General features: G+C 72.0%; 19 protein-coding genes and 1 riboswitch. Of the genes, 10 read left to right on the forward strand and 9 right to left on the reverse strand.

Annotated features, from left to right (window positions below):
- Window positions 1-882: a hypothetical protein gene (locus IE263_RS20220; protein ID WP_189938523.1), complete on the forward strand. Its 882-nt coding sequence runs from the start codon at window positions 1-3 to the stop codon at window positions 880-882.
- Window positions 883-923: 41 nt separating this feature from the next.
- Here IE263_RS20220 and IE263_RS20225 read toward each other — a convergent pair whose 3' ends face one another.
- Window positions 924-2,819 carry an anthranilate synthase family protein gene (locus IE263_RS20225; RefSeq protein ID WP_189938525.1) on the reverse strand — a complete coding sequence of 632 codons (1,896 nt, stop codon included), beginning with the start codon at window positions 2,817-2,819 and terminating at the stop codon, window positions 924-926.
- A gap of 102 nt (window positions 2,820-2,921) precedes the next feature.
- The gene (locus tag IE263_RS50045) at window positions 2,922-2,978 is read right to left on the reverse strand and encodes a trp operon leader peptide (RefSeq protein ID WP_189938970.1); all 57 of its coding nucleotides are present in this window, start codon (window positions 2,976-2,978) and stop codon (window positions 2,922-2,924) included.
- 107 nt (window positions 2,979-3,085) lie between these two features.
- On the opposite strand from IE263_RS50045, the gene IE263_RS20235 reads away from it, so the two are divergent.
- Together IE263_RS20235 and IE263_RS20240 are read left to right on the forward strand one after the other, a co-directional pair.
- On the forward strand, window positions 3,086-4,438 hold the full coding sequence (locus IE263_RS20235) for a class II 3-deoxy-7-phosphoheptulonate synthase (RefSeq protein ID WP_189938527.1): 1,353 nt from the start codon (window positions 3,086-3,088) through the stop codon (window positions 4,436-4,438).
- Window positions 4,439-4,586: 148 nt separating this feature from the next.
- Window positions 4,587-4,829, forward strand: a complete 243-nt coding sequence (locus tag IE263_RS20240) for a (2Fe-2S)-binding protein (protein ID WP_189938529.1) — start codon at window positions 4,587-4,589, stop codon at window positions 4,827-4,829.
- A gap of 1 nt (window position 4,830) precedes the next feature.
- On the opposite strand, the gene bfr is transcribed toward IE263_RS20240, so the two are convergent.
- Window positions 4,831-5,310 (reverse strand): bacterioferritin, encoded by a 480-nt coding sequence (gene bfr / locus IE263_RS20245; protein WP_189938531.1) that lies wholly within the window; start codon window positions 5,308-5,310, stop codon window positions 4,831-4,833.
- A 175-nt stretch (window positions 5,311-5,485) separates the two neighbouring features.
- On the opposite strand from bfr, the gene IE263_RS20250 reads away from it, so the two are divergent.
- Entirely contained in the window at window positions 5,486-6,118 is a 633-nt protein-coding gene (locus IE263_RS20250; protein ID WP_189938533.1) for a sulfite oxidase-like oxidoreductase, read from the forward strand.
- Window positions 6,119-6,190: 72 nt separating this feature from the next.
- Here IE263_RS20250 and IE263_RS20255 read toward each other — a convergent pair whose 3' ends face one another.
- From IE263_RS20255 to thiO, 5 genes are all read right to left on the reverse strand, one after another.
- Window positions 6,191-7,093 (reverse strand): deoxyribonuclease IV, encoded by a 903-nt coding sequence (locus tag IE263_RS20255; RefSeq protein ID WP_189938535.1) that lies wholly within the window; start codon window positions 7,091-7,093, stop codon window positions 6,191-6,193.
- A 34-nt stretch (window positions 7,094-7,127) separates the two neighbouring features.
- Window positions 7,128-9,065 (reverse strand): Stk1 family PASTA domain-containing Ser/Thr kinase, encoded by a 1,938-nt coding sequence (gene pknB, locus IE263_RS20260; protein WP_189938536.1) that lies wholly within the window; start codon window positions 9,063-9,065, stop codon window positions 7,128-7,130.
- A 459-nt stretch (window positions 9,066-9,524) separates the two neighbouring features.
- A complete protein-coding gene (locus IE263_RS20265) occupies window positions 9,525-10,319 on the reverse strand; it encodes a thiazole synthase (RefSeq protein ID WP_189938539.1) in 795 nt (264 codons plus the stop codon).
- 3 nt (window positions 10,320-10,322) lie between these two features.
- Complete coding sequence (gene thiS, locus IE263_RS20270) at window positions 10,323-10,523, reverse strand: sulfur carrier protein ThiS (RefSeq protein WP_189938541.1); 201 nt, start codon at window positions 10,521-10,523, stop codon at window positions 10,323-10,325.
- On the reverse strand, window positions 10,520-11,683 hold the full coding sequence (gene thiO, locus IE263_RS20275; protein ID WP_189938543.1) for a glycine oxidase ThiO: 1,164 nt from the start codon (window positions 11,681-11,683) through the stop codon (window positions 10,520-10,522). Before thiO ends, thiS begins: the two co-directional genes overlap by 4 nt.
- Window positions 11,681-11,792: riboswitch (TPP riboswitch) on the reverse strand. Its footprint overlaps the gene before it by 3 nt.
- A gap of 52 nt (window positions 11,793-11,844) precedes the next feature.
- Between thiO and IE263_RS20280 the strand changes: the two genes are divergently transcribed.
- From IE263_RS20280 to IE263_RS20305, 6 genes are all read left to right on the forward strand, one after another.
- Entirely contained in the window at window positions 11,845-12,195 is a 351-nt protein-coding gene (locus IE263_RS20280; protein WP_189938545.1) for an avidin-fold protein, read from the forward strand.
- Between the two features lie 32 nt (window positions 12,196-12,227).
- The gene (locus tag IE263_RS20285) at window positions 12,228-13,469 is read left to right on the forward strand and encodes an NAD(P)/FAD-dependent oxidoreductase (RefSeq protein WP_189938547.1); all 1,242 of its coding nucleotides are present in this window, start codon (window positions 12,228-12,230) and stop codon (window positions 13,467-13,469) included.
- A gap of 107 nt (window positions 13,470-13,576) precedes the next feature.
- Window positions 13,577-13,942 carry an Rv2175c family DNA-binding protein gene (locus IE263_RS20290; protein WP_189938549.1) on the forward strand — a complete coding sequence of 122 codons (366 nt, stop codon included), beginning with the start codon at window positions 13,577-13,579 and terminating at the stop codon, window positions 13,940-13,942.
- A gap of 116 nt (window positions 13,943-14,058) precedes the next feature.
- Window positions 14,059-14,706, forward strand: a complete 648-nt coding sequence (gene thiE, locus IE263_RS20295; protein WP_189938551.1) for a thiamine phosphate synthase — start codon at window positions 14,059-14,061, stop codon at window positions 14,704-14,706.
- Between the two features lie 113 nt (window positions 14,707-14,819).
- Window positions 14,820-15,743, forward strand: a complete 924-nt coding sequence (gene metF / locus IE263_RS20300) for a methylenetetrahydrofolate reductase [NAD(P)H] (protein WP_189938553.1) — start codon at window positions 14,820-14,822, stop codon at window positions 15,741-15,743.
- Window positions 15,744-15,799: 56 nt separating this feature from the next.
- Complete coding sequence (locus tag IE263_RS20305) at window positions 15,800-16,789, forward strand: SCO2102 family sporulation regulator (RefSeq protein WP_189938555.1); 990 nt, start codon at window positions 15,800-15,802, stop codon at window positions 16,787-16,789.
- A 27-nt stretch (window positions 16,790-16,816) separates the two neighbouring features.
- On the opposite strand, the gene IE263_RS20310 is transcribed toward IE263_RS20305, so the two are convergent.
- Entirely contained in the window at window positions 16,817-18,319 is a 1,503-nt protein-coding gene (locus IE263_RS20310; protein WP_189938557.1) for a phytoene desaturase family protein, read from the reverse strand.
- Window positions 18,320-18,363: the final 44 nt, after the last annotated feature.

Here is an 18,363-nt window from a genome sequence, read left to right on the forward strand (position 1 = left end):
ATGACGGGCTTCCTCGCCGAGCTCGGCCGCAGACTGGCCGAACGCTGGTTCACGCTGCTGGTCCTGCCGGGCCTGGCCTACCTGCTGGTCGCGGCGGCCGCCGTCCGCCTCGGCCACAGCGACTGGGCCGACTGGCGCGCGCTGTGGGACGGCTTCGGCGCGCTCACCGAGGGCAAGCCGGACCGCCAGAACGCGCTCGCCGTCCGTGCCGTCCTGCTCGTCGTCGTCGCCGTCCCCGTCTCGGCCGGGCTCGGCCTGCTCGCCCAGGCGCTCGCGGCGCCCGTCGAACGCGCCCTGTGCGGCGACTGGCCGCGCCCCTTCGCCGCCCTGGCCGCCCGGCTGACCGCCCGCCGGGCCACCGCCTGGCAGGAGGCCGACACGGCGTACGACGAGGCCTGCGCGGCGGCCGGTGGACAGGCCGCCGCCATCGCCCACGCCGCCCGCCGCAACGCCGTCTCGCTCATCCCGCCCGAGCGGCCCACCTGGCTCGGCGACCGCCTCCGCGCCCCCGCCGTGCGCCTCGGCCAGGAGTACGGCATCGACCTCGCCACGGTCTGGCCCCGCCTCTGGCTGCTGCTGCCGGCCCCCACCCGTGACATCCTCACCGAGGCCCGCACCCGCCTCGACGCCGCGTTCGCGCTGGGCGGCTGGGCGCTCCTCTATCTCCCGCTCGCCGCATGGTGGTGGCCGGCCGCGGCGATCGCCCTCACCGCCGCGGCGGTGGCCCGCCGCAGGGCCTCCCTCGCCGCCGAGGCCTACGCGGAGCTGGTCGAGTCCGCCGTGGACCTCCACCTGGACCGTCTCCTGACCCGCCTGGCGGAGCCCCGCCCGGCACCACAGCAGGGCAGGGCACTGACGGAGCGCCTGCGCCGGGGCCTCTAGGACCGAAGGCCCCGGCCGACGCCACGGAGAAACGTCCGCGCCTACAGCGCGGGCCGCCGCTCGGAGAACGTGCCGGCATCCCGCAGCTGCCCCACCAGCTCCCGCACCACGGCGGCCCCGTTCAGCGTCAGCACCGACTCCGGATGGAACTGCACCCCCGCGAACCCCGGCCCCCGCAGCGCATGCACCTCACCGTTCTCCGCACGGCTCACCTCGACCCCGTGCGCGGTCAGCTCCTGCCGGGCGTCGTCGTCGCACCGCGCCACGAAGCTGTTGTAGAACCCGACGGTCTCCGGCCTCCCGAACAGGTCGATCACCGTCTGCGCCCCCTGGTACGGCACCTCCTTCCGTACGATGTCCAGCCCCAGCTCCGCCGCGATCAGCTCGTGCCCGAGGCAGACGCCCAGTACGCCGTGCCGGTGCTCCCGGAGCACCCGCGCGGTCAGGTCCCGCAGGAACCGCATCTTCGGGTCGGTCATGTCGGACGGGTCACCGGGGCCGGGGCCCAGCACCACCGGACCCTCGTGCGTGAGCACCGCCTCCCGCAGCCCCGGCTCGTCGTACCGCCGGACCGAGACCTCCAGCCCGGCCGACCGCAGCACGTGCGCGAGCATCGCCGTGAAGGTGTCCTCGCCGTCGACCACGAGGGCGTGCCCGCTCAGCTCCTGCGACCGCTCCTGCATCCGCAGCCAGAACGGCGCCAGCGAGGCCCGCCGCCCGTCCAGCGCCGCCCGCACCCGCGGATCGTCGGCGAGCCGGGGCCGCGTGCCGTCCTCCCGCGGCCGCCCGGGCCGTACACCCAGCGCGGCCAGCACGCCCGCCGCCTTCGCGTGCGTCTCCGCGACCTCGCCCGCCGGATCTGAACCGCGCACCAGCGTGGCCCCGACCGGCACCCGCAGCCGCCCGGCCGCGTCGATGTCGGCGGTCCTGATCAGGATGGGGGAGTCGAGGGTCTGCGCCCCGCCCGAGTCCCTGCCGAGGAGCGCCAGCGCACCGGCGTAGTAGCCGCGCCCGACACCGTCCCGCCCGAGGGGCTCGTACCGCTCGATGACCCGGCAGGCGTTCTGCACCGGCGAGCCCGTGACGGTCGCCGCGAACATGGTTTCCTTCAGCACCTCCCGCACGTCCAGCGAGGACTTCCCGCGCAGCTCGTACTCGGTGTGCGCGAGATGGGCCATCTCCTTCAGCCGCGGCCCGATCACCACCCCGCCCATGTCGCCGACGGTGCACATCATCTTGAGCTCCTCGTCGACCACCATCGACAGCTCCTCGATCTCCTTGCCGTCGGCGAGGAAGTCCAGCAGATGCTCCGGGGTCGGCCCCTCCGCCGGATAGCGGTACGTCCCGCTGATCGGGTTCATCACGACGGTCCCGCCGGACATCCGCACATGCACCTCGGGGCTCGCGCCGACCAGAGTCCTCTCCCCGGTGTGCACCACGAACGTCCAGTACGCCCCCCGCTCGCCCTCCAGCAGCCGCCGGAACAGCGCGAGCGCGTCCGCCCGGGAGAAACCGGCGATCTCCCCCTCGTACGTCCGCCGGATGACGAAGTTGGCGCCCTCGCCCCGCCCGATCTCGTCCCGCAGCACCCGGCCGACGATCTCCGCGTACTCCTCGTCGCCGATGTCGAAGCCGCCGCCCTCGACCCGCACCTCGTGCGCGGGGAGCTGCTCCAGGGCCTCGGCGAGCGGGATCTCGTACCGCTCCTCGGGGGTCAGCACGGTCAGCGGGGTGCCGTCGTCGCGGACGTCGAAGCCGCGCTCGCGGATCTGGCGGAACGGGACGAGCGCGAGGCCCTCGTCGGGGAGGTCGGCGAGGCGGTCGCAGTCGGCGACCGGGCCGAGGAGCAGTTCGACCGTGTGCTCGTCGTGGCCGGGGGTGCGGCGACGGAGCAGGGCGAAGGGGCGTGGGTCGTGCAGCAGGTCCAGCAGATTCATGGGTCCGTGATCCTTCTCGATCTTCTCGACGGAGAGGAACGACCCCGGAAACACCGAAGGCCGCCCCTCGGGCGGCCTTCGCGAAGTCTTGCGTACGCGCAGTCAGTGGGCCGCCGGATGAGCGGTCCACCACCAGTTCTGGTTCAAAAGCGCGAACATGCGACGCACCCTACCCCATGCCGCACGCCGTCACAGGTGAGCGTGAGCCCGTCTCACCTGTCGAGCCGCGGGAAAATCACTCGACGCGACCCCGTAATGTTGGGGGCGTGACCGTGAACGCTAAGACCAGCCCGAGCGCTGGCAACACCTGGCGAAACCTGCCCGCGGCGCAGCAGCCCGAGTACCCCGACGCCGAGGCTCTGCGCGCAGTGATCGCGGACCTCGAGTCGTATCCGCCGCTCGTCTTCGCGGGCGAGTGCGACCAGCTGCGCGCCCGGATGGCGGCCGTCGCCAAGGGCGAGGCGTTCCTCCTCCAGGGCGGCGACTGCGCCGAGGCCTTCGACGCGGTGTCCGCCGATCACATCCGCAACAAGCTGAAGACGCTGCTCCAGATGGGCGCCGTGCTGACGTACGCCGCGTCCGTGCCCGTGGTGAAGGTCGGCCGCATCGCCGGCCAGTACTCCAAGCCGCGCTCCAAGCCGACCGAGACCCGAGACGGTGTGACGCTCCCGACCTACCGGGGCGACTCCGTCAACGGCTTCGACTTCACCGAAGAGGCCCGCGTCCCGGACCCGGAGCGGCTGAAGCGGATGTACCACGCGTCCGCCTCCACGCTGAACCTGGTCCGCGCCTTCACCACCGGCGGCTACGCCGACTTGCGCCAGGTCCACGCCTGGAACCAGGACTTCGTGAAGTCGTCCCCCTCCGGCCAGCGCTACGAGCAGCTCGCCCGCGAGATCGACAACGCGCTGAACTTCATGCACGCCTGCGGGGCCGACCCGGAGGAGTTCAAGACGGTCGAGTTCTACTCCTCGCACGAGGCGCTGCTGCTCGACTACGAGTCGGCGCTCACCCGCGTCGACTCGCGCACCGGCCGGCTGTACGACGTCTCCGCGCACATGGTGTGGATCGGTGAGCGCACCCGGCAGCTGGACCACGCGCACATCGAGTTCGCCTCGAAGATCCGCAACCCGATCGGCATCAAGCTCGGCCCGACGACGACGGCCGAGGAGGCGCTGCAGTACATCGAGCGCCTCGACCCCGACCGTGAGCCCGGCCGGCTGACCTTCATCGTCCGCATGGGCGCCGACAAGGTCCGCGACAAGCTGCCCGAGCTGGTCGAGAAGGTCTCCGCCTCGGGCGCGACCGTGGCCTGGGTGACCGACCCGATGCACGGCAACACCTTCGAGGCGGCCTCCGGCCACAAGACCCGCCGCTTCGACGACGTGCTCGACGAGGTCAAGGGCTTCTTCGAGGTCCACAAGGCCCTCGGCACCCACCCGGGCGGCATCCATGTCGAGCTGACCGGTGACGACGTCACCGAGTGCGTGGGCGGCGGCGACGAGATCTTCGTCGACGACCTGCACCAGCGCTACGAGACGGCCTGCGACCCGCGGCTGAACCGCAGCCAGTCACTCGACCTGGCGTTCCTCGTGGCGGAGATGTACAGGGACCAGTAGGGGTTCGCCTGTTACAGGAGCGTGCACTGGGGCGCGGATCACATACGATCCGCGCCCCACAGCACTTTTGCGGCCCTCAGGGGCCGGGTAAGGTTAGGTTAGCCTCACCGATCATCGGGACGGCACTACTTATCGATCCCGGCGGGAGGTGTACCGCGTGTACGTCTGCAGTTGCTTCGGCATCACCGAGCAGCAGGTCAAGAAGCACGCGGAGGACGGTGCCTGCACCCCTCGCCAGATAGCGTCGGCCTGCAAGGCCGGCACGGACTGCGGCTCCTGCGTCCGTCGGATCCAGGCGATCCTGGGCAGGGGCGCGTGCCCCCGCCGGGAACTGGCCGACCAGGGCAAGCCGGTTCTCGCCGGGCTCGACGAGCTCGAGGAAGCGGCCTAGCTCAGCTCTCCGGCTGTTCGATCAGCTGCGCGAGGTACAGCGCCTCACCGAGCTTCTCCAGCAGCTCCAGCTGGGTGTCGAGGTAGTCGATGTGGTGCTCCTCGTCCTCGAGGATCGACTCGAAGATGTTCGCGGACGTGATGTCGCCCTTCTCGCGCATCACCTTGATCCCGCGCCTGAGGCGGTCGATCGCCTCGACTTCGATCTGCCGGTCGGCCTCGAACATCTCCCTGACCGTCTGTCCCACCCGCACATGGAACAGCCGCTGGTAGTTCGGCAGGCCCTCGAGGAACAGGATCCGGTCGGTGAGCACCTCCGCGTGCTTCATTTCGTCGAACGACTCGTGCCGCGTGTACTTCGCGAGCTTCGTCCAGCCGAAGTTCTCCTGCATCTTGGCGTGGAGGAAGTACTGGTTGATCGCGGTGAGCTCGGCGGTGAGCTGCTCGTTGAGGAACTCGATGACCTCGGGGTCGCCCTGCATCGCAGAGGCTCCTTCCACGTGGGGGTTCGGGGAGGTTGCCGCCGCATGATTTCACCGGTGGGCAAGATCGTCCAGTAAGTGCGTACTTAGTAAGTTAGTGCATGCTTAGTAGTAGTTGTCCGATTCCGGACATGCCTGGTCATCTGCACCGCCCCGGGTCTGTCAGGATGGAGTCATGGGTCATCCGGTGGAGCGAGAATCAGGAGAAGCAGCAGCGTCCGAGCTTCCGCCGGGGCAGCGACTGCAGCGGGGCTGGCCCGTCACACACTACGGCCCCGTCCCCAAGTTCCGTCCAGAGCGCTGGGAGTTCAGGGTCTTCGGTGCCACCGCCGACGGCGAGAAGCACTGCTGGACCCACGAGGAGTTCACGGCCCTTCCGTACACCACCGTCGTGGCCGATCTGCACTGCGTGACGAAGTTCAGCATGCTCGGCGCCGAGTGGGGCGGCATCCCCGCCCGCACCATCCTGGAGACCGCTCCGCCCGCCGACGATGTCACCCATGTGATGGTGTGGGCGGAGTACGGCTTCAGCTCCAACCTGCGCCTGTCGGACTTCGCCTCCGACCGCACCCTCTTCGCCACCCACAAGGACGGCGAACTCCTCACCGCCGAGCACGGTTTCCCCCTCCGCCTGGTCGTCCCCCACCTCTACGCCTGGAAGGGCCCGAAGTGGGTCCGCGGCGTCGAGTACATGACCGCCGACCGCCGAGGCTTCTGGGAGGAACGCGGCTATCACAACATCGGCGACCCGTGGAAGGAACAGCGCTACTCCTACCAGGAGGAGCCGGGGGAGGGGCCTGAGCTCTGAGGACCGGCTGCGTCTGCCGTCCCGGAGCTTCCTCAGCCGTACCGGAGCTTCCTCAGCCGTACCAGAGTTTCTTCAGCCGTCCCGGAGTTTCTTCAGCCGTTCCACGTCCGCCGCGTGGCCCTCCTTGCCGCCGGGGGTCTCGATGATCAGAGGGACACCCGCGGTGGCGGGGTGCGTCATCAGGGCGCGGAACGGGTCCTCGCCTATGTGGCCGGCGCCGATGTTCTCATGGCGGTCCTTGTGGGCGCCGACGACGTCCTTGGAGTCGTTGGCGTGGATCAGTTTCAGACGGCCCTCGCCGACCGTGTCCACCAGCAGGTCGAGGGTCTGGTGCATGCCCGACGGCCCGGTCAGGTCGTGGCCCGCCGCGAAGATGTGGCAGGTGTCCAGGCAGACGCCGAGCTTCGGATGGGCGTCCAGAGCCTCGAAGTAGGGCCCGAAGTCCCAGGTCCGGGAGCAGAGCGAGGCGCCCTGCCCGGCGGTGGACTCCAGAAGCAGATACGGATCGTCGTCGTGGGTCAGCTCGTCCAGCAGCGGCAGCAGGTGCTCCCGGACCTGCTGCAGCGCCACGGACCGCTCCCGCCCACCCGTCGCGCTCCCGGTGTGCACCACCACGCCCAGCGCGCCGATCTCCCGTCCGCGGCGCAGCGAGTGCCGCAGCGACTCCACCGACTTCTCGACCGTGGCCTCGGTGTGCGAGCCGAAGTTGATCAGGTACGGCGCGTGCACGTACGCCGGGATCGACTCCGCCGCGCACGCCTCCCGGAACGCCTCGTCCTGCCGGGGGTTCCCGGCCGGGGTGGCCCAGCCGCGCGGGTTGGCGACGAAGACCTGGACCGTCTCGGCCTTGAGGTCATGGGCGTACGTCAGCCCGACGGAGTGCAGACCGCCGGCCACGGGGACATGACCGCCGACGGGGTTGCGGGAGGGGAAGGGGGAGGCGGGGCTGGGAACGCCGGACTGCTGACCTGTCACCCGTTCAGGGTGTCATGCCCCGAGGACCGCCCGGTCACCGGATGGTGATCGTGATCGTCGACCCCTTGGGCGCCGTCTCGCCGCCCGCCACGGACTGGCTCTTCACGGTGTCGCCGAACAGACCGAGCAGCCCGCGGTCCTCCTTGACCTTGAAGCCGGCCCCCTCCAGCGCGGTCTTGGCGTCACCCACGCTGTCGCCGACCACGTCCGGGACCTCGACCATCTCCGGGCCCTTGGACAGGGTCAGCGTCACCGTGTCGCCCTCGGCGGCCCGCTGGTCCGGCCCCGGCGACTGGAGGGCGACCTGGCCCTTGTCGAACTCGGAGTTGACCCCCTCGGCGGAGACCCTCACCTTCAGACCGGCCCCCTGCAGCTCGGCCCGGGCGTCGGCGAGGTCCTCGCCGGTGACGTCCGGTACGTCGACGGGGCGCCCCTTGCTGACGACGAGGGAGACCACCGAGCCCGCCCGCCGCTCCGTGCCGGCCTCGGGGCTGCTGCTGATCACCGCGCCCTTGGCGATGTCCTCGCTGAACGCCTCCGTGACCAGCCCCGGCTCCAGACCGTCCTCCTTCAGCTGCGCCTTGGCCTTGGCCAGCCGGGAGCCCTTCAGATACGGCACCTTCACGGTCTCGGGGCCGTCGGAGACGACGAGCGCCACGGCGTCGTTCTTGCGGATGCGGGCGCCGGGCTCCGGATCGGTGCTGATGACCGTGCCGCGCTCGACGGTGTCGCTGTACTCGTGCCTGATCGCGCCGACCTCGAGCCCGGCCGCCTCCAGCCGCTGCTCGGCCCGCGCCTGCGTCTGCGTCAGCACCGCCGGGACCTTGGTGAACTGCCCGGAGTTGATGTACCAGACGCCCGCGCCGAGGCCGAGCACCAGCAGAACGGCGGTGACGATCGCGAGCAATCCGCGCCGGGGCGGCCCGGAGCGGCGCCGGGGCGGCAGCGGAGGCTCCGCCTCGAACCGGGACGTCCGGTTCGTCGCCGCCTCGCCCAGCGGTTCCTCGTCCTCGTTGACGGGCAGCGGCCGGGGCACGGTCAGCGAGCGCGGGATCACACTCGTCCGGTCCTCGGCGTTGTCGTGCGCCGCGGAACGGGCCTGCGGCGGCAGTGCGTCGAGTTGCTCCTCGTCGAGCGCGCCACGCGCCGCACGCACCTGCGCGAGCAGCGCCACCGCGTCGTGCGGCCGCACCCCCGGGGTGCGGGCGGTGGCCGAGGCGACCAGCTCGTCCAGCTCGTACGCCAGACCGGGCACGGCGGCCGAAGGTGGCGGGACGTCCTCGTGGAGGTGCTTGTAGAGCACGATGGCGGGGGAGTCCCCGTCGTGCGGCTTGTCACCGGTGAGCATCTCGTAGAGCACGACCCCGCACGCGTACACGTCCACGCGCGCGTCCGCGGTGCCCTGCTCTATCTGCTCCGGCGCGAGGTAGGAGACGGTCCCGAGGACGGCCCCGGTGGTGCTGGTGACGGTGTCCACGGACCGCACGAGCCCGAAGTCGGCGACCTTGACCCGCCCGTCATCCCCTATCAGCACGTTCTCGGGTTTCATGTCCCGGTGCACGAACCCGGCGCGGTGCGCGGCACCGAGCGCGGCCAGCACCGGCTCCAGGATGTCGAACGCGGCCCGCGGCTGCAGCGCCCCGCGCTCACGCAGCACGTCCCGCAGGGTGCACCCGGCGATGTACTCCATGGCGAGGTAGACGTACGACCCATCAGTCCCTTGGTCGAACACCTGTACGACGTTCGGGTGCGCCAGCCGGGCGACGGACTTCGCCTCGCGGATGAAGCGCTCGACGAACGAGGCGTCGGTCGCGAGCGTCGGGTGCATCACCTTGAGCGCGAGGACCCGGTCGAGGCGGGTGTCCACGGCCCGGTAGACCGTGGCCATCCCGCCGACCGCGATCCGCGCGTCCACGCGATAACGCCCGTCGAGCACCTGCCCGACCAGAGGGTCCTGAAGGGTCGTGTCCACGCACGCGAGTGTACGAGCCCCCACGGACACCCCCACCTCCCCGACCACCATCGAAGCACGACTGCAGCGGAGCTGTGACGTGGGACACGGAGGTGGGACGGAGAGGGCGGGGATGAGCGGATGCGGGGCGCGCGGGGCAGGGGGAGGGCGGGGCGAGGTGGACGCTGGAGGGGGGGCAGGGGGGAGGGCGGGGCGAGGCGGATGCTGGGCGTGGGACAGGGGACAGGGGACAGGGGACAAGGGACAGGGGCGGGCGGGGGGCCAGCCGGACGTTGGCGCGGGGCGCCGGCAGCCGCCGAGGGCGCGGTCGGCCTCACCGCAGCGCAGGTGCACTGGTTACTGCCGCGCACGGCGCGGCGGCCGCCGACGGTGCTGCGCCCCCACGGGCGACGTCCACCTCTTGTCCGACCGGAAACGGGTGGTGCGTGGGTGGGAGAGCGAACGGGGGTGGACCGACGTTCAGAACGCAGGGCGCTCCGGATCCAGCACGGCCAAGCCCTCCGCAGGAGACGACGCCTCGGCGAAGAAACGGCGAGGGATCCGGCCTGCCAGCCGGGCCAGCCGTCCCGCCTCGACGCCGGCCCGCATGGCCGACGCCATCCGCTCCGGATCCGCCGCCCGCGTCACCGCCGACGCCAGCATCACCCCCGCACACCCCAACTCCATCGCCAACGCCACATCCGACGCCGTACCGGCCCCCGCGTCCAGAATCACCGGCACACGCGCGTGCTCGACGATCAGCTGGAAGTTGTGCGGGTTGCGGATACCCAACCCGGACCCGATCGGCGACCCCAACGGCATCACCGCGGCGCAGCCCACATCCTCCAGCTTCCGCGCCAGCACAGGATCGTCGTTCGTGTACGGCAACACCGTGAACCCGTCGTCGACCAGCGTCTCGGCCGCGTCGAGCAGCTCGATCGGGTCCGGCAGCAGCGTCCGCTCGTCGGCGATGACCTCCAGCTTGATCAGATCGGTCCCCAGAGCCTCCCGTGCCAGCCGAGCCGTCAGCACGGCCTCCCCGGCCGTGAAGCACCCCGCCGTGTTCGGCAGCACCCGGATCCCGAGCCGCTCCAGCACCGACAGCACAGAACCGTGCACCGAGGGGTCCACCCGCCGCATCGCGACGGTCGTCAGCTCGGTCCCGGACGCGACCAGCGCCCGCTCCAGCACCTCCAGGCTGGGAGCGCCGCCCGTACCCATGATCAGCCGGGACGAGAAGGTCGTACCGCCGAGAACGAAGGGATCGTCGGCCATGGCTCAGCCTCCCTGGACGGCCGTGAGGACTTCCACGCGGTCCCCCTCGGAGAGGGCGGTCGCGGACCACTGCGCGCGCGGGACGACGGTTTCGTTGAGCGCGGCGGCCACCCCGGAGGGCGCCGCGCTCAGGGACCGTACGACGGCGTCGAGGACCGTGCCGGGAGCGACCTCCCGGGATTCCCCGTTGACGGAGATGTTCATGCGGGCTGCTCCGAGAGTGCGGCGGCGCCGAAGCGCCGGGGCGTGAAGGGAAGGGCCACGTCGGGGAGTTCACCGGTGGCCAGGACATGCGCCATCGCGTCACCCGTCACCGGCGTGAGCAGCACGCCGTTGCGGTAGTGCCCGGTCGCCAGCAGCAGCCCGTCCAGCACGGTCGGCCCGAGCAGCGGCGCGTTGTCGGGCGACCCGGGACGCAGCCCCGCACGCGTCTCCGTCAGCGGCAGCTCGGTGATCCCGGGGACCAGCTCGTGCGCGTCCCGCAGCAACTCGTACACGCCCCCGGCCGTCACCGTCGTGTCCCAGCCCAGCTCCTCACTGGTCGCGCCGACGACCAGCTCGCCGTTCTCCCGCGGCACCAGGTACACATGGCTGCCGCGCACCACGGCCCGCACCGTCCGGCTCAGGAACGGCGCGTACCGCTTCGGCACGGTCAGCCGCAGCACCTGCCCCTTCACCGGCCGCACCGGCGGCAGCACCTCGTCCGGCACCCCCGCGAGCCGCCCGCTGAGGCTGCCGGCCGCGAGCACCACCTGCCCCGCGCCCAACGCCGCACCCGCGCGCGTGAGGACCCCCGCCGCGCGACCGGCCACCACGGACAGCCGCTCGGCCCACGTCCGGTGGAAGACCACGCCCGCCCGCTCGCACGCGGCCACCAGCGCGCCGGCCAGCCGTCGGGGATCGATCTGGTGGTCGCCGTCCACCCGCAGCCCGCCGCGCACCCCCGGCGCGAGCATCGGCTCCAGCCGCCGGCACTCCCGCCCGGACAGCCACTCCGACTCCAGCCCCGACTGCCGCTGCAGGGCGTGCAGTTCCCGCAGATGCGCGCGGTCGTCGGCGTCCAGCGCGACCGCGAGCGTGCCGGAACGGCGGTAGCCGAGATCGTGGCCGGTGAGGTCGGTCAGCTCGGCCGCGAAGTCCGGGTAGCGGCGGGCCGACGCGAGGTTCAGACCGAGCAGCGTCTGCTCGCCGTGGTGCAGCTCCGTGACGGCGGCCAGCATCCCGGCCGCCACCTGCGCGGCCCCGCCGCCCGGTTCGGGGTCCACCACCGCCGTGGCGAAGCCGCGCTGCGCGGCCCGCCACGCCGTGACGAGCCCGATGATGCCGCCCCCTACGACAAGGACGTCTGACGTACGTGAGGACATGGGCGTCCAGCCCCTCCCTTCGCCGGCATGACCCGGATCAGGTTCGTACGGTCGGAGGCCGCCAGCCTCCCTCTCAGCCCGGTGCGTCCGGGCTCCCGCGAGTGCTCTACGTTGGCCACCCTAGCCCGACGCCGTATGTCTCAGTAAGGGAGCCTCCGTCCGTGCCGCCTTCGCTCGACGGTCTCGTCCTCGCCCCCGTTGCCGACCAGGCCCCCGGCCAGGTCGGCACCCGCACCCGCTTCACGTACCACGAGCGGGACGGTGTGATCTGGGCCGATTACGCGGGCGGCGATGTCGTACACGGGCATCTGGTGGGCACCCGGGAAGGAGACCGGCTCGACTTCCGGTACGTCCAGCTCAAGCACGACGGGACGACGTCCTCCGGGCACTGCGTCTCGACGGTCGTGGAGCTGCCCGACGGACGCGTGCGCCTCGACGAGACGTGGGAGTGGGAGTCGCAGGCGGGCAGCGGGACGAGCGTTGTGGAGCAGGTCACGGAGCACGACGACTGACTGACAGATTGTCAGTTGTCTATGGTGATCAGGTGAGCGAGCAGACGCAGGAAGAAGGCAGGTCACCGGCGCGGCGCGTGGTCGTCGTCGGCGCGGGCATGGCCGGTGTGCAGACCGCGGTCGCCCTGCGCGAACAGGGCTTCGACGGCACGGTGACCCTGATCGGCGCCGAACCCCACCAGCCCTACGACCGGCCGCCGCTGTCCAAGGCCGTCCTGCTCGGCACGGCCGAGGGTTCCGCCTTCGACGTCGACTTCGAGAGCCTCGACATCGAACTCCGCCTGGGCAGCGAGGCCCTCGGCGTGCGCCCCGCCGACCACGAACTGGACACCGAGACCGGCCCCGTCCCGTACGACGTCCTCGTCCTGGCCACCGGCGCCGAACCGATCCGGCTGCCCGGCGCCGAGGGCGTGCCCGGCGTCCATCTGCTGCGCACCCTGGACGACGCCGAACGACTGCGGCCCGTACTCGCCCGGCAGCACGACATCGTGGTCGTCGGCGCCGGCTGGATCGGTGCCGAGTTCGCCACGGCCGCCCGCGAGGCGGGCTGCGCGGTCACCGTCGTCGAGGCCGCCGACCGGCCGCTGGCCGGTGCCCTGCCCGCCGAGGTCGCCGCCCCGATGACCGCCTGGTACGCCGACAGCGGCACCGAACTGCGCACCCGCGCGCGCGTGGAGCGCGTCGAGCCCGGCGCGGTCGTCCTCGACGACGGCTCACGGCTGCCCGCCGACGCCGTCGTCGTCGGCATCGGCGCCCGCCCCGCCACGGCCTGGCTGGCCGGCTCCGGCATCGAGCTCGGCATGCACGGCGAGGTCGTGGCCGACGTCCACCTGCGCACCTCCGTGCCGGACGTGTACGCGGTCGGCGACTGCGCCTCCTTCCCTTCGGGAAGGTACGGCGAGCGGCTCCTCGTCCACCACTGGGACAACGCCCTCCAGGGCCCGCGCACGGTCGCCGCGAACATCCTCGGCGGGGTCACCGGCGAGCCCCCGGCGGTCTACGACCCGGTGCCGTACTTCTGGTCCGAGCAGTTCGGCCGCTTCGTCCAGTACGCCGGCCACCACACGGGCGCCGACACCACTCTCTGGCGCGGTGACCCGGCCGGACCGGCCTGGACGGTCTGCTGGCTGCGCGAGGACCGCCTGGTCGCCCTCCTCGCGGTGGGCCGCCCCCGCGACCTCGCCCAGGGACGCCGGCTGATCGAGGCGGGCACGCCGATGAACCCGCGGCTGCTGGAGGACCCGGCGAGACCGCTGAAGGCGGCGACGGCCTGACCGGAGGGCCGGCGAGCGGCGACGACCCGCCTCGAACACCTGGCCGGACGGGCACGTCGGACCGGCCCGACTTCCGACTGTCAGTGGCAGATGGCAGGCTTGTTCCCGTGACCGAGATTGACGCAAAGATCGATGCTCTCGTCCCCGCCTGGCTCACCCTGCCCGACATTGCCGAAATGCTCGGCGTCGAGGTGACACGCGTCCGGCAGCTGGTCAAGGAGGGCCAGCTCATCGCCGTACGTCGTGGCGAGAACCGCGCGCTGCACGTGCCCGCCGCCTTCATCGACGGGGACAAGGTCGTCAAGGGCCTGTCCGGGACCCTGACGCTGCTGCGGGACGACGGCTTCACCGACGAAGAGGCGCTGGAGTGGCTCTTCACCCCCGATCCGTCCCTGCCCGGGACCCCGGCGCAGGCCCTGAGCGAGAATCGCGGCACCGAGGTGAAGCGCCGCGCCCAGGCGCTCGCCGTCTGACCGCGGAGTCCGATCGGCAGAGCCCGATCCGCAGATTCACAACCGCCTGATGTACGACCGTGGCGCGCCCCGTGGCTCGCTGCGGCCGTGCACCACCGCCCCGGGGGGACCCACGCATGTCCGACACCGCCCGCGCCCGGCTCGCCGACGCGCGCCTCTACCTGTGCACGGACGCCCGTAAGCGCCAGGGTGACCTCGCGGAGTTCCTGGACGCGGTCCTCGCGGGCGGTGTCGACATCGTCCAACTGCGGGACAAGGGCATGGAGGCGGCCGAGGAGCTGGAGCACCTGAAGGTGTTCGCCGACGCCTGTGCCCGGCACGGCAAGCTGCTGGCGGTCAACGACCGCGCGGACGTGGCCCATGCCGCCGGCTCCGACGTCCTCCATCTGGGCCAGGGCGACCTGCCCGTCTCCGCGGCCCGCGCCCTTCTCGGCGACGACGTGCTCATAGGCCGCTCCACACACGCGGAAGCGGAGGCGGCCGCCGCGGCCGTCCAGGAGGGCGTGGACTACTTCTGCACCGGCCCGTGCTGGCCCACCCCCACCAAGCCCGGCCGCCCCGCCCCCGGCCTCGGCCTGGTCCGTCACACCGCGTCCCTCGGCACCGACCGCCCCTGGTTCGCCATCGGCGGCATCGACCTGGCCAACCTGGACCAGGTGCTGGAGGCGGGCGCCCGCCGGGTCGTGGTCGTCCGGGCGATCACCGAGGCGGACGACCCGGGGGCCGCGGCGGCGGAGTTCACCAAGCGTCTGAGCCAGGCGTAGACCCGGTCGGCCCGGTTGGCCGGGCTGTCCAAGGGATGGACAACAAGTCGACAATTCGGGCAAATATCCGAGATCCGGTTGGGTGACCGCCGCCCCCTGGTTAACCTGCGGGTATGGCCCTCGGAACCGCATCCACCAGGACCGACCGCGCCCGCACGGTGCGCGACATCCTGGCCACCGGCAAGACGACGTACTCGTTCGAGTTCTACGCGCCGAAGACCCCCAAGGGTGAGCGGAGCCTGTGGAACGCCCTCCGCAGGGTCGAGGCGGCGACCCCGGACTTCGTCTCCGTGACGTACGGCGCCGGCGGTTCCACCCGGGCGACCACGGTCAAGGAGACGCAGCAGATCGTCGCCGACACCACCCTCACCCCGGTCGCCCACCTCACGGCCGTGGACCACTCCATCGCCGAGCTGCGCAACATCATCGGCCAGTACGCCGACGCCGGGATCCGCAACATGCTCGCGGTGCGCGGCGACCCGCCCGGCGACCCCATGGGTGAGTGGGTGCCGCACCCGCAGGGCCTGACCTACGCCGCCGAACTCGTCCGGCTCATCAAGGAGTCGGGCGACTTCTGCGTGGGCGTCGCCGCCTTCCCCGAGATGCACCCGCGCTCCGACGACTGGGACACGGACGTCACGCACTTCGTCGACAAGTGCCGGGCCGGCGCCGACTACGCCATCACGCAGATGTTCTTCCAGCCCGAGTCCTATCTGCGCCTGCGTGACCGGGTGGCGGCGGCCGGCTGCGCGACCCCGGTCATCCCCGAGGTCCTGCCGGTGACGAGCGTGAAGATGCTGGAGCGACTGCCCAAGCTCAGCAACGCCCACTTCCCGGCCGAGCTGAAAGAGCGGATCCTCACAGCCAAAGACGATCCGGCCGCTGTACGCTCCATTGGCATCGACTTCGCCACGGAGTTCTGCGCACGGCTGCTGGCCGAGGGAGTGCCCGGACTGCACTTCATCACGCTCAACAACTCCACGGCGACGCTGGAAATCTACGAGAACCTGGGCCTGCACCACCCGCCGCAGGCCTAGACCGGTCGCACCCACATACGACACACTGCGTAGCGGCCACTGGGAGAGGGGCGTACATGGGCTGGACGGTCCTCTACATCGCGTTCGGCATCGTCGCGCTGTGGCTGCTCGGCGAAGTGCTGCTGCAGTACAAGGCACGGCTGCGCTGGCGACTGCTGGCGTTCGTCGGCTTCCTCGGCGTCGTGCTGGGTGTGCTGATCCCGTCCGTCATCGTCATCGGTCTGGGCGCGGCCGCCTTCGCGGTCGGCCAGACCTACGTCACGCTGTCGTTCCGCCGCGGCTTCGCGGCGGGCTGGGCCGTCAGCCGCCCCGGCGCCGACGGCACCAAGCGCCGCCGCGGCACGGCCGAGCGCCAGGACCCGACCCTCGAGGTCTCGGACCTGGAGGCGACCGACGGCGGCACCGACTCGTACAGCCAGGACGCCGGCACGCCGTTCGGCGGCGGCGACAGCCTGGCGTACGGCCAGGACAAGAGCTCCTACGACGACGACTACGACCGCGACGACGTCTTCACGCCCGCCGCGCGTACCCACGCCTCCACGGCCGCCGAGACCACCGCCGTCTACGAGCCGCAGCCCATTCCCGACGACACCGGCTCCTACGGCATATACAGCGACTCCGCCTACGCGGCCGCCGGCCAGCCCCAGGACCAGTACGCGACGGCCGCCCAGGGCGCGGACCAGAGCTACGGCTACGACGGGTACACCGGGTACGGCCAGCAGCAGTACGGCTACGACGCCTCCGGCGAGCAGCAGTACGCCGCCTACTCCGACCCGTACATCGGCACCCAGACCTACGGCGGGGGCTCCTACGACGCCGACTACGGCCAGCAGCAGTACGGGCAACAGAGCTACGGGCAGGACCAGTACGGCGGCACCGGTGGCTACGGGGAGACCCCGTCCGGCGGCGTCTGGGTCCCGCAGCAGCGCACCACCGACGATCCCCTCGGCGGCGAACTCCCGCCCGAGCAGCAGTACCCCTACCCGGGCGACGGGCAGCAGGGACAGGGCCAGGAGAACGGGTACAACGAGCAGTACCGGTTCTGAGGACCGCTCAGGACCGGTGGCGGGGGCTCACTGCGAGCCCCGGAACTCCGGCCCCTCCACGATCAGTCCGGACACCAGCGCGCCCGACATGCCCGCGTGAGGGAGTCCACCGCCCGGGTGCGACCAGCCGCCGACGGTGAACAGGCCCTGCAGACCGGTGGAGTTCGCCGGGTGCAGCAGCCGGCCCTCGGCTCCGGCCAGCGCGGGCGCCGGAACGGACCCGCCCTCCACGCCGGTCTCCTCCGCGATGTCGGCGGGGGTGCGGACCTCGCGCCAGAGCACGCGGTCCCGCAGTCCGGGCACGGCACGCTCGGCGACCGAGACCAGCGCGTCCACGTGCTCCTCGCGTATCTCCGCCCCCGCCGGGACCACGGCGCTGAGCGTGACCGCCTCGTGGTCGGTGTCCGGCGTCAGGTCCGGATCGTCGGGCCGCAGGACGGTGACCGTCGGGCGGGCCGGCACCGCCGATCCCGTACCGAAGAGGCTTTCCAGTTCGCCGTCACGGTCGTCCGTGTGCACCACGGTCCGGTGTGCGGTCCCCTCCGGCCGTCCGCCGCGCAGGGCGAGCAGCACGGTCAGCCGGCTGGGCAGGCCCCGCTGGGACACGACCTCGCCCTGGCCGCGCGGGGAAAGACCCGCGACGCTGCCCGGGGCGACCACGAAGTCCGCCTCGACCTCCGTCCCACCCTCGGAGCCGAAAGCCCGGGAGGTGCCCCCGGCCAGCTCCACGCCCGCCGCCCGGCCGTCCTTCTCCAGGACCCGGGTGACCTCGGCGCCGAAGGTGAACTCGACCCGGCGGGCCAGGCACCGCTCGTACACCGCGCGGGCCAGCTCCCGCATCCCCCCGCGCACGTACCACATGCCGAAGGCGTGCTCCATGTACGGCAGCACGGCCGCGCTCGCCGGGGTGACGCGGGGGTCCAGGCCGTACGCGAGCGCGTGGCTCTCCAGGAGCGCGGCGAGGCGGGGGTCGCGCAGCTCCCAGGCGCCGACCTCGGCGAGGGTGCCGGCCCGGCGGGTGCGCAGCAGGCGCTTGTGCGGGACCGACGGGTAGGGCTCGCGCTCGGCCAGCACCGACCAGTTCGGCCACAGGGGCTCCTCCAGGAGCGGCCGGCGGGTGCGGTCCCAGGCCTCGCGGGCCCGGACCAGGAAGTCGCCCCAGCGCTTCCCGGCTCCCGCGCCCAGGGTCTCCTCCAGGGCGGAGACGACTCCCGCGCGCGAGGCGTTCGGGAGGGTCACCGCGCTGCCGTCCGCGAACACATGCCGTGCCGACGGGTCGACCTGGACGAGCTCGACACAGGCCTCCAGCGGCTCCTTGCCGGTCTTGACGAACAGGTCGCGCCAGACCGCGGGCAGGGGCAGCAGACCGGGCCCGGTGTCGAAGGCGAACCCGTCCCGCTCCACACGGCGCACCGCACCGCCGTACGTCTCCGTACGCTCGTACACCGCCACCCGGTGGCCCGCGACGGCCAGCCGGGCGGCGGCCGCCAGCGCGCCCATCCCGGCGCCGATCACCGCAATCCGTGCCATGCCTGCGACTTTATCGGCCGCCACCGACAGTGACGCCCCGAGCC

Source organism: Streptomyces aurantiogriseus, from assembly GCF_014649375.1.
GTDB classification, from domain to species: domain Bacteria; phylum Actinomycetota; class Actinomycetes; order Streptomycetales; family Streptomycetaceae; genus Streptomyces; species Streptomyces aurantiogriseus.

Bases quoted from the DNA above. Each gene is read 5' to 3' on its own strand.
- IE263_RS20220 (WP_189938523.1), top strand. From the start codon at position 1: ATGACGGGCTTCCTCGCCGAGCTCGGCCGCAGACTGGCCGAACGCTGG.
- IE263_RS20225 (WP_189938525.1), bottom strand. From the start codon at position 2,819: ATGAATCTGCTGGACCTGCTGCACGACCCACGCCCCTTCGCCCTGCTC.
- bfr (WP_189938531.1), bottom strand. From the start codon at position 5,310: ATGCAGGGCGACCCCGAGGTCATCGAGTTCCTCAACGAGCAGCTCACC.
- IE263_RS20250 (WP_189938533.1), top strand. From the start codon at position 5,486: ATGGGTCATCCGGTGGAGCGAGAATCAGGAGAAGCAGCAGCGTCCGAG.
- IE263_RS20265 (WP_189938539.1), bottom strand. From the start codon at position 10,319: ATGGCCGACGATCCCTTCGTTCTCGGCGGTACGACCTTCTCGTCCCGG.
- thiS (WP_189938541.1), bottom strand. From the start codon at position 10,523: ATGAACATCTCCGTCAACGGGGAATCCCGGGAGGTCGCTCCCGGCACG.
- thiO (WP_189938543.1), bottom strand. From the start codon at position 11,683: ATGTCCTCACGTACGTCAGACGTCCTTGTCGTAGGGGGCGGCATCATC.
- thiE (WP_189938551.1), top strand. From the start codon at position 14,059: ATGTCCGACACCGCCCGCGCCCGGCTCGCCGACGCGCGCCTCTACCTG.
- metF (WP_189938553.1), top strand. From the start codon at position 14,820: ATGGCCCTCGGAACCGCATCCACCAGGACCGACCGCGCCCGCACGGTG.
- IE263_RS20305 (WP_189938555.1), top strand. From the start codon at position 15,800: ATGGGCTGGACGGTCCTCTACATCGCGTTCGGCATCGTCGCGCTGTGG.
- IE263_RS20310 (WP_189938557.1), bottom strand. From the start codon at position 18,319: ATGGCACGGATTGCGGTGATCGGCGCCGGGATGGGCGCGCTGGCGGCC.